The sequence below is a fragment of the Dechloromonas sp. TW-R-39-2 genome (genome assembly GCF_016864195.1).
GTDB lineage: Bacteria > Pseudomonadota > Gammaproteobacteria > Burkholderiales > Rhodocyclaceae > Azonexus.
Genome location: NZ_CP045202.1, coordinates 513,789 through 526,673 on the forward strand (window position 1 = coordinate 513,789; position 12,885 = coordinate 526,673).

Genomic DNA, 12,885 nt, shown 5'->3' on the forward strand with positions numbered 1-12,885 from the left:
ATGAGCTGGCATAAATACAAGAAATCCCTGCTGAAAATTTATCGCCGCCTGCGTTGTTCATTGCTCGGCGGCCACCGGATATTGATCCTGGGAGATTCGCATGCTGGCGTGTTCGAATATGTCTTCGATCACGATCTGCTGACGCCGCATCTGCTCAACTGCGAAATCGTCGGTGGCGCCACGGCGGGCGGCCTGAACAACGACCATTCGGTCACGGCAGCCTTTGCCAAATATCAGCAATCCCTGCGGCGCTTCGCTGAGTACGATGTCGTGGTGCTCATGCTGGGTGAAGTCGATTGCAGTTTTGCGTTGTGGAATCGTGCCAAGCAACGGAATGAATCGGTGTTCGAGCAAATCCCTCGCGCCATGCAGGGCATCGTGCGTTTGCTCGACTGGGCCGGAGAACATTATCCACAACGTCGCTTTGTCCTGGCCGGCACCATTCTCCCGACCATCAAGGATGATGAAATCGATCTGCAATACTATGAATTGCGGCGCAGTGTCCGGGCTACCCAGCGTGAGCGGAGCGAACTGGTCCTGGCGTTCAACCAAGCCGTCCGGCAGCTGGCCGGGCAGCGCGGCCTGTCCTACATGGATATCAGCCAGCAGACGATCGATGCCGAAAAAGGTGTCGTGCGCGATGAGTTCCTGGTTCATGAAAAACTCGATCATCACCAGTCTCAGGCAATGACGGCGCCTCTGTGGGTTGAAGAATTCAGGCGTGTGCTTGATGAGCCTGCCCAGGATGGCGCGCGATGACTGAGCAACCCGTCTTTTCCCTGCGCCATGGAGGTCTGCTCCTGCTGGTTTTCGGGCTCTTGCTGTTTGTCCTGCCGGTGCCGGGAACGATCGCCTTACGTCATTCGCTGCTTGCCGTTCTGCTGCTTGTTCTGGCGCTGCGCTACCGCGACCAGTGGCCTGTGGCTGCCCGCTCGGCGAGTGCTCCGCTGCTGGCGCTTGGCGCGTTGTCTGCCTGGTTGTTGATTCAGGCATTCTTCATCTCCCCCGAAACAGCCTGGGCCTGGCGCGAAATGAAAAGCCAGTGGTGGCCGGCCATCCTGGCTTTTGTCGGCGGTATCGTGCTGGCTTGCACGGTGCGCAGCGCGAGCAAGCTGGTCGCTTTTTCGGTCCTCGCACTACTGGCCCAAACCATTTTTGCCCTGCTGGCCTGCTTCCCGGATTTTCTGGCACAAGGCCAATTTCCTCAGGCGGCAACCCGGTGGACCGCTGGGAAGCTCGAAATCAGCTATGCCAATAATCTGTTGCTGGCTTTTCTGGCGGTTGAGCTTGTTTTTCTTGCCTTGTACCGACGTGCCGTCAGTCACTTGCCGCTCTGGCTCTTGCTGAGCGGTGTTGCGCTGGTCATTGTTTCCAACCTCGCATTTGGTGCGCGCAACGGGATCATCGGCAGTGTCTTGATGCTTGTTTCCCTGTCTTTGGTGGTTTTCTGGCGTGAGCGTCGCTGTTTGTGTTCGCGCCGGGTTACGGCTGGCATACTGATTTGCGTTGCACTGGTCGGGGTGATCGGCTGGATCAGCTACCGCTCTGATATGCGCTGGCAAAAGCTGGCTGAAACCGCTGCCGTTGGCTGGGATATCGATGGCAGCAAGGCCTGGCTGGACAGAACAAAGCACGAGTATCCGGTGTTGCAGAATGGCGAGCCGATAGATCCTTCCGCCTATGTTCGTATCGCCTGGATGCATGCCGGCTTGCGGCTGGCGATGGAAAATCCGCTCGGCGTTGGTTATGGGCGCAATGCTTTCGGCCACGCTCTCCGGCAACATGCCGAAACCCCGCTTGGACATGCGCATAGCGGTATTGTCGATCTGACCATCGCCGCCGGGATTCCAGGATTGATTCTCTGGCTGGCATTCATCGGGATCTGTTTGCGTACAGGATGGCGACGCTACCGGGATCAGCGCGACCCGCGCGGCCTGATCCTGTTTTTCGTGACAGCCGGCTTTCTCGGTCGCATGTTGCTCGACAGCATCAATCGAGATCACATGCTGGTGATGTTCTTCCTGCTGCTTGGTACCCTGTTGCCTGTCCTGTCAGACAATGACCCAAAAGGAAAAGTGAATGAATGAAGGGCCGAAGGCGGCGATGAAGATTCTCGTCATCCGGCGCGACAACATCGGCGACCTGATTTGCACGACGCCGTTGTTCGAAGCCATTCGCCGGCAGTACCCGCAGGCTTACATTGCCGCCCTGGTCAATAGCTACAACGCACCGGCGATCGAGGGCAATCCCCACCTCGATGCCATCTTTGCCTACACCAAGGGCAAGCACGCAGCCGGCGAATCGGTCTGGCAGGCTTATTTCCGGCGCGCCAAACTGCTCTGGCAACTGCGCCGGATGAAGTTCGATTACGTCGTGCTGGCAACCAGCGGGTTTGCCGTACGGGCGCTGAAACTGGCCCGGATGCTGGCGCCGAAGCATATCGTCGGTTTCGTCACCGAACAGGCGTCTTCCGACTCGATTGATCAGGCCATTGCACATGCCGATGGTGCGCAATTGCATGAAACCCAGGACATGTTCCGCCTGCTGGCGCCGGTCGGCATTTCGGGTGAAATTCCCGGGTTGACCGTGGTGCCCGATCCCCGGCTCGCCAACCATCTGCGCGAGCAGTTGCCGGAGGCGGTGCGCCAGGGGAGTGGGCCGCTGCTTGCCCTGCATATCAGCGCACGCAAGGAAAAACAGCGTTGGCCGGTCGAACATTTTGTCGAGTTGGCGCGTCAGCTGCATGCCCGGCATGCAGCACGGTTTCTGGTTTTCTGGTCGCCGGGTGACGAAAACAATCCCTTTCACCCCGGCGATGATGGCAAGGCGGCCAAACTGTTGGCCGCGCTGGCCGACTTGCCGGTGGCGCCCGTACATACAGCCCATCTTTCCGAGCTGATTGCCGGTTTATCCCTGTGCGATGCTGCCGTTCTTTCCGATGGCGGCGGGATGCATGTCGCCGCCGGCCTGGGCAAACCGCTGGTCTGCTTCTTCGGCAATTCGCCGGCCGCTCGCTGGCATCCCTGGGGTGTGCCTTACCAACTGCTGCAAAACGAGTCACGCGATGTGCGGACGATTACGCCGGATGAGGCGCTGATGGCTTTTGAACGACTGCTGCCAGCCGTCGCCACTCATAAATAGAAAGAAATTCATGGAAACCTTGCTTGTCGGCCTGCTCAAGTTGCCGGTCATCGGCCCCGTCGTCAATGCACTGTGTGCCTGGCAATATCGCTTGGTTGCTGCCGCCATGCGGCGGGCCAGGCGTCATGAGGTGCGGCCACGTGAATGGTCGAATCGCGAGCTGGCCAAGATTGCCGGTCAGTTTGAGGGGGCGGTGATCAATGTCAGCGGTTGGCGCGATGAAGACCAGCGTGGCGGTCATTATCGTGATTATTTTTCGCGTGCCTCGAGCTATGCGGTGTCCAATTTCAAGGGCACCAAGGGCATGGAAGACCAGTCGGGTGATGCGGTATTCATCGATCTTGAGGACGACCTGCCGACCGAATTGCGCGGCAAGTACCAGGTGGCCTACAACCACACGACGCTCGAACACGTTTTTGAAATCCACAAGGCGATCGAGAATATCTGTGCCTTGAGCCAGGACACGGTGATCCTGGTGACGCCTTTCCTCCAGTCGGTGCATTTCGAGGAAGGTGCGTTTGGTGATTACTGGCGGCCGACGCCGATGTGTCTCAGCCGGATTCTCGAAACCAACGGCTTTACCACGGTCTACCAGTCGTCAAACGACAATCCGTGGCATTACGCCTACATCTTTACCGTGGCCGTGCGCGACCCGCAAACCACCGCCTGCAAGACCGGGCCGTTGACTGTGCCGCTGGTCGGTTCGGGACATTTTTCGGTGTGATATTTTCAGCCGGACTGTGCTCCGGCTGAAAACCTCCTAGTGCGCGGCTTCCCAGTTCGGGCCGACACCCACTTCAACGATCAGCGGCACCTTCAGTTCAGCCACCTGGCCCATCAGACGCGGTAGCTGGAGGCGGATTTCGGCCAGTTCCTCGTCTGGCACTTCGAGCACCAGTTCATCGTGCACCTGCAGGACAAGACGCGACTTGCGCGCCGATTTTTCCAGCCAGTCCTGAACGGCGATCATCGACAGTTTGATCAGGTCGGCCGCCGTGCCTTGCATCGGCGCGTTGATCGCGGCGCGTTCCGCGCCCTGACGACGATTGCCGTTGCTTGAGCGAATGTCCGGGAACCACAGTCGACGGCCGAAAGCGGTTTCGACGTAGCCGGTCTGGCGGGCAGCTTCGCGGGCTTCTTCCATGTAACGGGCGACGCCCGGATAGCGGTTGAAGTAGCGGTCGATATAGGTCTGCGCCGCACTGCGCTCCAGTCCGAGCTGACGAGCCAGCCCGAAGGCGCTCATGCCGTAGATCAGGCCGAAGTTGATGCTCTTGGCGACGCGGCGCTGGTCGGGGCCGACTTCGAGTGGCGTGACGCCGAAAATCTCGCCGGCGGTGGCGCGGTGTACATCCTCGCCCAGCGAGAATGCTTCAAGCAGACGTTCGTCGCCCGACAGGTGCGCCATGATGCGCAGTTCGATCTGCGAATAGTCGGCCGAAACGATGTGATGGCCGGCCGGTGCAACGAAGGCGGTGCGGATGCGTCGGCCTTCCTCGGTGCGAACCGGAATGTTCTGCAGATTGGGGTCGCTTGAAGCGAGTCGGCCGGTGACCACCGAAGCCTGCGAAAAGTGTGTATGGACGCGGCCGGTCGCCGGATTGATCATGCGTGGCAGCTTGTCGGTGTAAGTCCCCTTGAGCTTGGCCAGGCTGCGGTGTTCGAGCAGCAACTTGGGCAAGGGGTAATCGAGCGCCAGTTCGGAGAGCACTTCTTCGTCGGTCGACGGGCCGCCCGACGGTGTTTTTTTCTTGATCGGCAAACCCTGCTTTTCGAACAGGATCTCGGCCAGTTGCTTGGGCGATGCGAGGTTGAATGGCTGGCCGGCCAGTTCGTAAGCCTGGGCCTCAAGAGCCATGATCTTCTGGCCGATTTCGTGGCTCTGGCGCGACAGGGTGCCGGCGTCGATCAGGATGCCGGTTCGCTCCATCTGCCAGATGACCTGGCGGGCCGGCATTTCGATCGCGCGGTAGATGTAATCGAGGCCTTTTTCGCCGCTGAACTGTGGATGCAGCATCTGATGGACGCGCAAGGTGACATCGGCATCTTCGGCGGCGTAGGTGGCGGCACGCTCGATATCGACCTGATCGAAGCCGATCTGCTTGGCGCCCTTGCCGCACAGGTCTTCGTAGGCGATGGTGGCGAGGCCGAGATGGCGGCTGCACAGTTGCCCGAGGTCGTGGCCCTTGTCGGATTCGATGACGTAGCTTTGCAGCATCGTGTCGTGGGCGATGCCGGCCAGCGCAATGCCGTGATTGGCAAAGACATGCTGGTCGTACTTGGCGTTCTGCAGCACTTTCTTGCGGTCGACTGCTTCCAGCCACGGTTTCAAGCGGGCCAGCACGGCGTCGAGCGGCAACTGGTCGGCGACACCGGGGGCGGTGTGGCCGAGCGGAATGTAGCAGGCCTCGCCCGGTGTGACCGAGAGCGAAATGCCGACAATGCGGGCGGCGAAGGAATCGAGGCTGGTCGTTTCGGTATCGAGTGCGGTCAGTTCGGCTGCTTCGATCTTGCTCAGCCAGGTTTCGAGTTGCGGCCAGCCAAAGACGGTTTCGTAACTGACTTCGACCGGTGCCGCAGCCGGGGCGGGGGTCTCTGCCAGGGCATTGGCTGGTGAATCGGCCGCCGGTTGGCCATTGCCCGGTGTATCGAGCTCTCGCCGCCAGGTGCGGAATTCGTAACGCTCGTAAAGCGTGCGCAGCGTGTCGCTGTCACGGGCTGTCGTGGTCAACGTGCCGGGGGCCGGTAAATTGGATAGATCGCAGGCGACGGTCACCAACTTCTTGCCGAGCGGCAGAAAGCCGAGGTGATCGCGCAGGTTCTGGCCGACCACGCCGCCGATTTCGTCGGCGTGGGCAACAATTTCATCGAGCGAGCCGTACTGGTTGAGCCATTTCAGCGCCGTCTTCGGGCCGCATTTGGCGACGCCCGGTACGCCATCGACGGTATCGCCGACCAGCGCCAGATAATCGACGATCTTGCCCGGTGGCACGCCAAACTTGGCTTCGACGCCGGCTTCGTCGAGCAATTCGTTGCTCATCGTGTTGTACCAGCGGGTCAGCGGATTGACCAGTTGGGTCAAATCCTTGTCGCCGGTCGAAATCAGTGTTTCGATGCCGTCGACCGCAGCATGCGTCGCCAGCGTGCCGATCACGTCATCGGCTTCGACGCCATCGACCATCAGCAGCGGCCAGCCGGCAGCGCGGATCGCCGCGTGCAGCGGTTCGATCTGGCTGACCATCTCGGGCGGCATCGGCGGGCGGTGCGCCTTGTATTCCGGATACCAGTCGTCGCGGAAAGTCTTGCCCTTGGCATCGAAGACAACGGCCTTGTAGTCTGCCTTGTGGTCGCTTTCCAGCCGGCGTAGCATGTTCAGGACGCCGTAGATGGCACCCGTCGGCTCGCCTGCCTTGTTGCGCAGGTCGGGCAGGGCGTGAAAAGCACGATAGAGATAGGACGAACCGTCCACCAACAATAAGAGAGGCATGAGACGTGACTGAGAGCGATAAGCTGGTGATGGGGGTGGAATCCGAGGCCTTGATGAATTCTGCATCGGCCCGCGAGTCCTGGCGGATTTTCGGCATTATGTCAGAGTTCGTCGAAGCGACGGAGCGGCTGGCCGCCATTCGTCCAGCCGTGACGATTTTCGGCAGCGCCCGCGTCAAGCCGGGTTCGCCGTATTACGAACTGACCGAAAACATTGCCCGTTTGCTGTCCGATTCGGGCTTTTCGGTCATTTCCGGCGGTGGACCGGGGATCATGGAAGCGGCCAACAAAGGGGCGTACTTCGGCAAGTCGCCCTCGGTCGGCCTCAATATTCAGTTGCCGCATGAGCAATCGTCGAACCCGTATCAGGACATTTCACAGACCTTCCGACACTTCTTTGCCCGGAAGTACATGTTCGTCCGCTTTGCCAGTGCTTATGTCGTGATGCCGGGTGGTTTCGGCACGCTCGACGAGTTGATGGAGGCGCTGACCCTGATCCAGACCGGCAAGGCGCGCAAGATTCCATTGATCCTGGTCTGCTCCGATTTCTGGAAAGGGCTGATCGACTGGTTCAAGCAGCGTCTGGTCGAGGAAAAAATGGTCGATCCGGAAGACATCGACTTGATCCAGCTGATCGATGAACCGTCGCAGGTGGTCGAGGCCATCTTCAAGCATTACGAGGCTCGTCCCTTCGCTCCCTTGCCAAGCGAACGCGAGATGATGCTCAACCTGTAATAAAATCGGCTTCAGACAACCGAGGAAATTTTCATGCGCCGCATTATTCCCCTTCTCATGCTTGCTGCCTTGCCGGTCTGGGCCCAGCAAGGCGATCTCCAGCCGTTGCCGGCCGTTCCGCCGCCGCCTCCCGGCATGGAGGCTTTCGACGCCGCGCTTGAGCCGCAGGTCAATATCGTCAAGACCGAGAAGGAAACGCGCGAAGAGTTCCGCATTAAGGGCAAGCTTTACATGGTCAAGGTCACGCCGTCGATCGGCAAGACCTACTACCTGGTCGACCGTCAGGGCGACGGTAATTTCATCGAATCCGACACCTTCGGGCCGAACGTCAAGCCGCCGATGTGGATTCTGCATTCCTGGTAAAACTTGTCCGTCTATACCACCGTTGGGCGCGACGAACTTTCCGCCTGGCTCCAGCCGCTCGGGCTGGGTGAGTTGATCAGCCATGCCGGCATCGCTGCCGGCATGCAGAATTCCAACTATTTCGTGACGACGGCCAGCGGTCGCTATGTGCTGACGCTGTTCGAACGCATCGAGCCGCAGGCGCTCGACTTCTACCTGATGCTGATGGCCCGGCTGTCCGGGCGCGGCATTCCGTGCCCGCAGCCATTGGCCGATGCGGCGGGTCAATTGTGGCGGCCGCTGTCCGGCAAGCCGGCCGCGCTGCTCAGCTGTCTGCCCGGAACGGCCGATGAAGCGCCGACGCCGGCGCGTTGCCGGCTGCTCGGTGCAACCCTGGCCGACATGCATGCAGCCGGCGCCGATCTACCGAATCCGCTGCCCAACCCCTGCGGCGCTGCCTGGCGCCAGGCGGTCGGTACGGCTTTGCTGCCTCTGCTGGATCGCGACGAGCAAAGCTTGCTGGCTGATGAACTGGCTTTCCAGCAGGCGCAGGATTACTCGGCCTTGCCGCGCGGCATCATCCATGCCGATCTGTTCCGCGACAACGTATTGTGGGATTCCCACGGTCAACTCGGTGGGGTGCTCGATTTCTATTTTGCCGGCGAAGATGTCCTGCTCTTCGATCTGGCGGTGGTTGCCAACGACTGGTGCTTTGATGCCCCAGCCCTGGCCGCCCTGATCGAGGGCTATACCAGCCGGCGTCGTCTGTCCGATGCCGAAGTGGCTGCCTGGCCGGCCATCCGGCGGGCTGCGGCCTTGCGTTTCTGGCTGCTGCGGCTTGAAGTCCGTCATCAACCGCGCCATGGCGATGTGGTGACAATCAAGGACCCGGACCATTTTCGGCGCATGTTGCAAGGTTTTCGCCTTGCTCCCGAAGCGCTGTCCCGTTAGCATCCGCGCATGAACGAATCCACTGCATTCCCGATGGCCCCGGCCCCGTTTACCGGCGCCAGCCGCGAAGTCGATCCCGGTGCCTGCTTTGACTGGCTGCGCCAGGGCTGGGCCATGTTCCTGGCGAATCCCGGCTTGTGGATCGGCAGTGCCGTCTTGCTGCTCATCATGCTGATGGCGATTTCCATCGTGCCATTTTTCGGCCAGATTGCTGCCCACTTGCTGGTGCCGCTGTTTGGTGCCGGTATGGTGCAGATCTGCCGCCATCTGGCGGAAGAAAAGCCGGCCGAAATCGCCGATCTGTTCGCCGGTTTTCGCCATGGCGCCGGAGAACTGGTCATGGTCGGCGTGTTCTTTGCCGCCGGTATCTTCGGCATCGCCTTCCTTGCCTTCCTGCTCGTCAGCGGCGGCATTCTCGGCGGCGTCGTGACCGGCCGCGTCGGTGGTTTCGGAATCGCGCTGGGCGGCGTCATGCTGGCCGGCCTGCTGGTCATGGTGCTGTCGATACCGGTCATCATGGCCACATGGTTTGCCCCGGCACTGGTTTTCTTCCACGACATGAAGCCGCTCGATGCGATGAAGGCGAGCTTTGCCGCAGGTGCGAAAAACTGGCTGGCGATGACCATCTTCGGGGTCTTCCTCGTTGTCGCGCTGTTTTTCGCGATGTTGCCGCTCGGTCTGGGCCTGCTGCTGTTCCTGCCGGTCTTCTCCGGCGCGGTCTACGCCTCCTACCGCGATATTTTCGAGGGCGTCTGAAATGCGCGCCCTGACTCTTCCGGCCAATGCCGGCTGGCGCTGGATCGCCGCCGGGTTCGCCATTTTCCGGCGCAATCCGCCGATGTTGTCGATGCTGGTGATGACCTACTGGTTCGTCATGATCTTCCTCAACATCGTGCCGCTGATCGGTGCGCTGGCGGCTTCGATGGCCATTCCCGGCCTCTCGGTCGGCCTGATGCAGGCGGCGCGCAATCTGGAACGTGGTCAGCCGGTTGGTATCCAGACGTTGTTCGGCGGTTTTCGTGAAAACGCCCGGACGCTGGTCTTGCTCGGCGCTCTGTACCTTTGTTGCACGCTCGGCGTGCTCGGTATTTCTGCGCTGTTCGATGGCGGCGACCTGCTGCGTTACATGCTCTCGGGTAGCAAGGCAGAGCGTGCGGCACTTGAAGAGGCTGATTTTCTGCTGCCGTCGCTGGTCGTCGTTCTCTTGCTGCTGCCGGTCATGATGGCCTGGTGGTTTGCCCCGGTACTCGCTGCCTGGCATCGTCTGTCGCTCGCCAAGTCGCTGTTCTTCAGCTTCGTTGCCTGCTGGATGAACTGGCGCCCCTTCCTGACCTACGGTCTTGGCCTGTTGCTGGTCTGCGGCGTTGCGCCGGGTGTGTTGCTCGGCTTGCTGCTGGTGATTTTTCCGGAAGGGCAGTCGTTCATGACGGCGCTGGTCACCGTACCGATGGCCCTGATCATCGCGCCGGCTGTCTTTGCCAGCTTCTACGCCTGCTATCGCGACATCTTCGGCATTTCGGAAATTGTCTGAACCGCTAGGCCTGTTCGGCGGGACTTTTGATCCCGTCCATTTCGGCCATCTTCGTCTGGCTGAAGAATCCATCGCCCATCTTGGCCTGGCCGGCGTGCGCTGGATTCCGGCCGGGCATCCGCCGCATCGGGGTACACCGCAGGTTACGCCGGCCCAGCGGCTTGAGATGGTGCTGCGCTCGACGGCCGGAAATGAGCAATTTTCAGTCGATCCCGGCGAAGTCGAAGCGACCGCGCCCAGTTACACCGTGCTGACGCTCGAACGTTTGCGCCGCGAACTGGGCAGCGAACAGTCGCTCGTCCTGCTGGTCGGGGCCGATGCTTTTGCCGGTCTGGCCACCTGGCATCGCTGGCGCGACATATTTTCGCTGGCGCATGTAGCCGTCTCGCACCGGCCTGGTTTTCCGGTCGAAGTTGCCAGTTTGCCGGAAGAACTGGCGGCCGAATTCAGCACTCGCCGATTGCTCGATGCTGCTGCACTGAAAGCCAGACCAGCCGGCGGAATCGTGACTTTTGCGATGACCCAGCTGGCGATTTCGGCAACCCAGATCCGTACCTTGCTGAGCAACGGAAAATCGGCGCGCTATTTGCTGCCGGATACCGTTCTCGACTATATTCGGACCCATTCTCTCTACAGAAACGCCTAATGGACATCCCAAAGCTGCAAAAAATCGTCGTCGCCGCCCTTGAAGACATCAAAGGCAAGGATATCGAAGTTCTCAACACCAGCAAGCTGACCTCGATGTTCGATCGTCTGGTCATCGCGACCGGTGACTCGAATCGCCAAGTCAAGGCACTGGCTCGCAATGTTTCCGAAAAAGTGCGTGAAGCCGGTGGCGAAGTGCTCTCGATGGAAGGTGAAGACACCGGTGAATGGGTGCTGGTCGACCTCGGCGACATCGTCGTGCACGTCATGCAACCGACCATCCGCACCTATTACAACCTTGAGGAACTGTGGAAGGCCACGCCTGCCCAGCGCCGCAAGGCAGCGGAGCCGGCTGCCGGCGAATGAAGCTGAGCGTACTCGCCGTCGGCCATCGCCAGCCCGACTGGGTGAGCGCCGGTTGTGCCGAGTACCTCAAGCGCATGCCGCGCGAACTGCCGGCCAGCGTCACCGAAATCAAGCCTGAACCGCGCGGCTCCAAGACCCGCGAGCAATTGCTGTCAGCTGAAAAGGGCCGCATCCGCGAAGCCCTGGCCAGCGGCAGCCGCATTGTCGTGCTTGATGAAAAGGGTGACGACCTGACCACGCTCAAGCTGGCCAAACGCCTTGAAGCCTGGATGCTCGACGGGCGCGACGTGGTGCTGCTGATCGGCGGGGCCGATGGTCTCGATGAAGAGTTCAAGCAACAGGCCGACGATCGTCTGCGCCTTTCCAGCCTGACCTTACCGCATGGCATGGCCCGGCTGCTGCTCTGCGAACAGCTTTATCGCGCGGTCAGCGTCCTGAAAAACCACCCTTACCACCGGGAGGGATGATGCGTATTTATCTCGCTTCGCGCAGTCCACGCCGTCGTGAATTGCTGACCCAGATCGGCGTCGATTTCGATACCGTGATTTTCCGCACCGGCGAGCGCAGCGATCCGCAGACCGATGAAACCCCCTTGCCGGGTGAGGCTGCGCTCGACTATGTCGAGCGTGTTGCACGCGCCAAGGCCGAACATGGTGCCCGTCTGCTTGCCTGGCGCAAGTTGCCGTTGCGTCCGGTTTTGTCGGCCGATACGACGCTGGAGTTCGAAGGGCAGATTATCGGCAAACCGCTCGATGAACACGATGCAGTGGCCATCCTGCGTCGCTTGTCCGGCCAGACGCATCGCGTGCTGACCGGTGTCGCCGTGGCTTTTGACGGGCGTGTCGACTATGTTTTGTCGCGCAGCGAAGTGACTTTCCGGGTCATCGAAGAGGCTGAAATCCAGCATTACGTGCGTAGCGGCGAGCCGATGGACAAGGCCGGTGCCTACGGCATCCAGGGCCGTGCCGGGATGTTTGTCGAGCATCTTTCCGGCAGCTACACCGGCGTCATGGGCCTGCCGCTTTGTGCGACCGGCGAATTGCTCAAGCGAGTCGGGCTCAAGCCTGACTGAACGGTCTGCGCCCGTCGCGATCCGGCGCAGTACTCAAGCCCGCATCCAGGCTGGCCTGACGCACAGCGTACCGACGTGGCTGGCCGGCAACGCCAGCTGCATGCAGTGACATTGAGCGAGCCTTTCCGCCAGCGCCGGGGTCCATTCTTCTAACGCCAGACCCAGGCATTTCAGGCTGGCCTCATGCGCCGTCCAGGTGGCTGCAAAAGCCTGCGGATCGGCCAGCAGCCGTTGCGCCATGCCGGGACCCAGATAGTCGCTGGCCAATTGCCGGATTTCCGTCGTGTCGGGCAAGCCGGCATCAAGCCGCATCAGATCGATGCCGACCGGTCCGTTGAAATGAATGGCAACCAGCGAAAGTCCGGGCTCGTGCGTGCACGACAGGCCGATTTCAGGATGCCGTTCGAGGCGCAGGGGGCGGCCTGCTTCCGCGATCAGACGATGGTCGATGCCTTGTTCGGCCAGAACTTCGCTCAGGGCCTGTCGCAGCCGTTGGCGAGCCGTATCGCGAATCGGCGTTTCGGGCGTGTCGACCGCGATAACGATCAGGCCCTCGTGCCGAATTGCCTGCCCGGCGCATGCCGGCCAGTGATGGATGGGCGGAGCGCGCACCCGC

15 protein-coding genes are annotated in these 12,885 nt (G+C 60.8%); 13 read left to right on the plus strand and 2 right to left on the minus strand.

What is annotated here, in order from left to right; translation table 11 throughout:
- The 4 genes from GBK02_RS02520 to GBK02_RS02535 are packed head-to-tail and all read left to right on the plus strand — an operon-like array spanning position 1 to position 3,865.
- Positions 1–759, plus strand: coding sequence for a hypothetical protein (locus GBK02_RS02520; RefSeq protein ID WP_203468213.1), 759 nt, complete (start codon positions 1–3; stop codon positions 757–759).
- A complete protein-coding gene (locus GBK02_RS02525; RefSeq protein WP_203468214.1) occupies positions 756–2,087 on the plus strand; it encodes an O-antigen ligase in 1,332 nt (443 codons plus the stop codon). Before GBK02_RS02520 ends, GBK02_RS02525 begins: the two co-directional genes overlap by 4 nt.
- The gene (locus tag GBK02_RS02530; protein WP_203468215.1) at positions 2,080–3,141 is read left to right on the plus strand and encodes a glycosyltransferase family 9 protein; all 1,062 of its coding nucleotides are present in this window, start codon (positions 2,080–2,082) and stop codon (positions 3,139–3,141) included. Before GBK02_RS02525 ends, GBK02_RS02530 begins: the two co-directional genes overlap by 8 nt.
- Positions 3,142–3,151: 10 nt before the next feature.
- Complete coding sequence (locus GBK02_RS02535) at positions 3,152–3,865, plus strand: hypothetical protein (protein ID WP_203468216.1); 714 nt, start codon at positions 3,152–3,154, stop codon at positions 3,863–3,865.
- A gap of 36 nt (positions 3,866–3,901) precedes the next feature.
- Here the strand turns inward: GBK02_RS02535 and polA are convergent, their stop codons facing one another.
- Positions 3,902–6,628 (minus strand): DNA polymerase I, encoded by a 2,727-nt coding sequence (gene polA / locus GBK02_RS02540; RefSeq protein ID WP_203468217.1) that lies wholly within the window; start codon positions 6,626–6,628, stop codon positions 3,902–3,904.
- 5 nt (positions 6,629–6,633) lie between these two features.
- On the opposite strand from polA, the gene GBK02_RS02545 reads away from it, so the two are divergent.
- From GBK02_RS02545 to GBK02_RS02585, 9 genes are read left to right on the plus strand one after another with little or no spacing between them, the layout of a single operon-like run.
- Positions 6,634–7,362 carry a TIGR00730 family Rossman fold protein gene (locus GBK02_RS02545; RefSeq protein WP_371810504.1) on the plus strand — a complete coding sequence of 243 codons (729 nt, stop codon included), beginning with the start codon at positions 6,634–6,636 and terminating at the stop codon, positions 7,360–7,362.
- A 33-nt stretch (positions 7,363–7,395) separates the two neighbouring features.
- Entirely contained in the window at positions 7,396–7,725 is a 330-nt protein-coding gene (locus GBK02_RS02550; RefSeq protein ID WP_203468218.1) for a DUF2782 domain-containing protein, read from the plus strand.
- Positions 7,726–7,728: 3 nt separating this feature from the next.
- Positions 7,729–8,655, plus strand: coding sequence for a homoserine kinase (locus GBK02_RS02555; RefSeq protein ID WP_203468219.1), 927 nt, complete (start codon positions 7,729–7,731; stop codon positions 8,653–8,655).
- A gap of 9 nt (positions 8,656–8,664) precedes the next feature.
- The gene (locus GBK02_RS02560) at positions 8,665–9,411 is read left to right on the plus strand and encodes a BPSS1780 family membrane protein (protein ID WP_203468220.1); all 747 of its coding nucleotides are present in this window, start codon (positions 8,665–8,667) and stop codon (positions 9,409–9,411) included.
- Position 9,412: 1 nt separating this feature from the next.
- Positions 9,413–10,186, plus strand: coding sequence for a BPSS1780 family membrane protein (locus GBK02_RS02565; RefSeq protein WP_203468221.1), 774 nt, complete (start codon positions 9,413–9,415; stop codon positions 10,184–10,186).
- Complete coding sequence (nadD, locus tag GBK02_RS02570) at positions 10,179–10,832, plus strand: nicotinate-nucleotide adenylyltransferase (protein ID WP_203468222.1); 654 nt, start codon at positions 10,179–10,181, stop codon at positions 10,830–10,832. The genes GBK02_RS02565 and nadD overlap by 8 nt, the downstream gene beginning before the upstream one ends.
- Positions 10,832–11,197, plus strand: coding sequence for a ribosome silencing factor (gene rsfS / locus GBK02_RS02575; protein WP_203468223.1), 366 nt, complete (start codon positions 10,832–10,834; stop codon positions 11,195–11,197). The genes nadD and rsfS overlap by 1 nt, the downstream gene beginning before the upstream one ends.
- Positions 11,194–11,664, plus strand: coding sequence for a 23S rRNA (pseudouridine(1915)-N(3))-methyltransferase RlmH (gene rlmH, locus GBK02_RS02580; RefSeq protein WP_203468224.1), 471 nt, complete (start codon positions 11,194–11,196; stop codon positions 11,662–11,664). The genes rsfS and rlmH overlap by 4 nt, the downstream gene beginning before the upstream one ends.
- Positions 11,664–12,269 (plus strand): nucleoside triphosphate pyrophosphatase, encoded by a 606-nt coding sequence (locus GBK02_RS02585; RefSeq protein ID WP_203469273.1) that lies wholly within the window; start codon positions 11,664–11,666, stop codon positions 12,267–12,269. The genes rlmH and GBK02_RS02585 overlap by 1 nt, the downstream gene beginning before the upstream one ends.
- 33 nt (positions 12,270–12,302) lie before the next feature.
- Here GBK02_RS02585 and GBK02_RS02590 read toward each other — a convergent pair whose 3' ends face one another.
- Entirely contained in the window at positions 12,303–12,881 is a 579-nt protein-coding gene (locus GBK02_RS02590) for a 4'-phosphopantetheinyl transferase superfamily protein (RefSeq protein ID WP_203468225.1), read from the minus strand.
- Positions 12,882–12,885: the final 4 nt, after the last annotated feature.

What these genes read in the sequence shown, in the direction of transcription:
- GBK02_RS02585 (WP_203469273.1), top strand. Translation starts at nt 11,664, where the DNA reads ATGCGTATTTATCTCGCTTCGCGCAGTCCACGCCGTCGTGAATTGCTG.
- GBK02_RS02565 (WP_203468221.1), top strand. Translation starts at nt 9,413, where the DNA reads ATGCGCGCCCTGACTCTTCCGGCCAATGCCGGCTGGCGCTGGATCGCC.
- rsfS (WP_203468223.1), top strand. Translation starts at nt 10,832, where the DNA reads ATGGACATCCCAAAGCTGCAAAAAATCGTCGTCGCCGCCCTTGAAGAC.
- GBK02_RS02535 (WP_203468216.1), top strand. Translation starts at nt 3,152, where the DNA reads ATGGAAACCTTGCTTGTCGGCCTGCTCAAGTTGCCGGTCATCGGCCCC.
- GBK02_RS02560 (WP_203468220.1), top strand. Translation starts at nt 8,665, where the DNA reads ATGAACGAATCCACTGCATTCCCGATGGCCCCGGCCCCGTTTACCGGC.
- GBK02_RS02550 (WP_203468218.1), top strand. Translation starts at nt 7,396, where the DNA reads ATGCGCCGCATTATTCCCCTTCTCATGCTTGCTGCCTTGCCGGTCTGG.
- GBK02_RS02520 (WP_203468213.1), top strand. Translation starts at nt 1, where the DNA reads ATGAGCTGGCATAAATACAAGAAATCCCTGCTGAAAATTTATCGCCGC.
- GBK02_RS02530 (WP_203468215.1), top strand. Translation starts at nt 2,080, where the DNA reads ATGAATGAAGGGCCGAAGGCGGCGATGAAGATTCTCGTCATCCGGCGC.
- rlmH (WP_203468224.1), top strand. Translation starts at nt 11,194, where the DNA reads ATGAAGCTGAGCGTACTCGCCGTCGGCCATCGCCAGCCCGACTGGGTG.
- polA (WP_203468217.1), bottom strand. Translation starts at nt 6,628, where the DNA reads ATGCCTCTCTTATTGTTGGTGGACGGTTCGTCCTATCTCTATCGTGCT.
- GBK02_RS02525 (WP_203468214.1), top strand. Translation starts at nt 756, where the DNA reads ATGACTGAGCAACCCGTCTTTTCCCTGCGCCATGGAGGTCTGCTCCTG.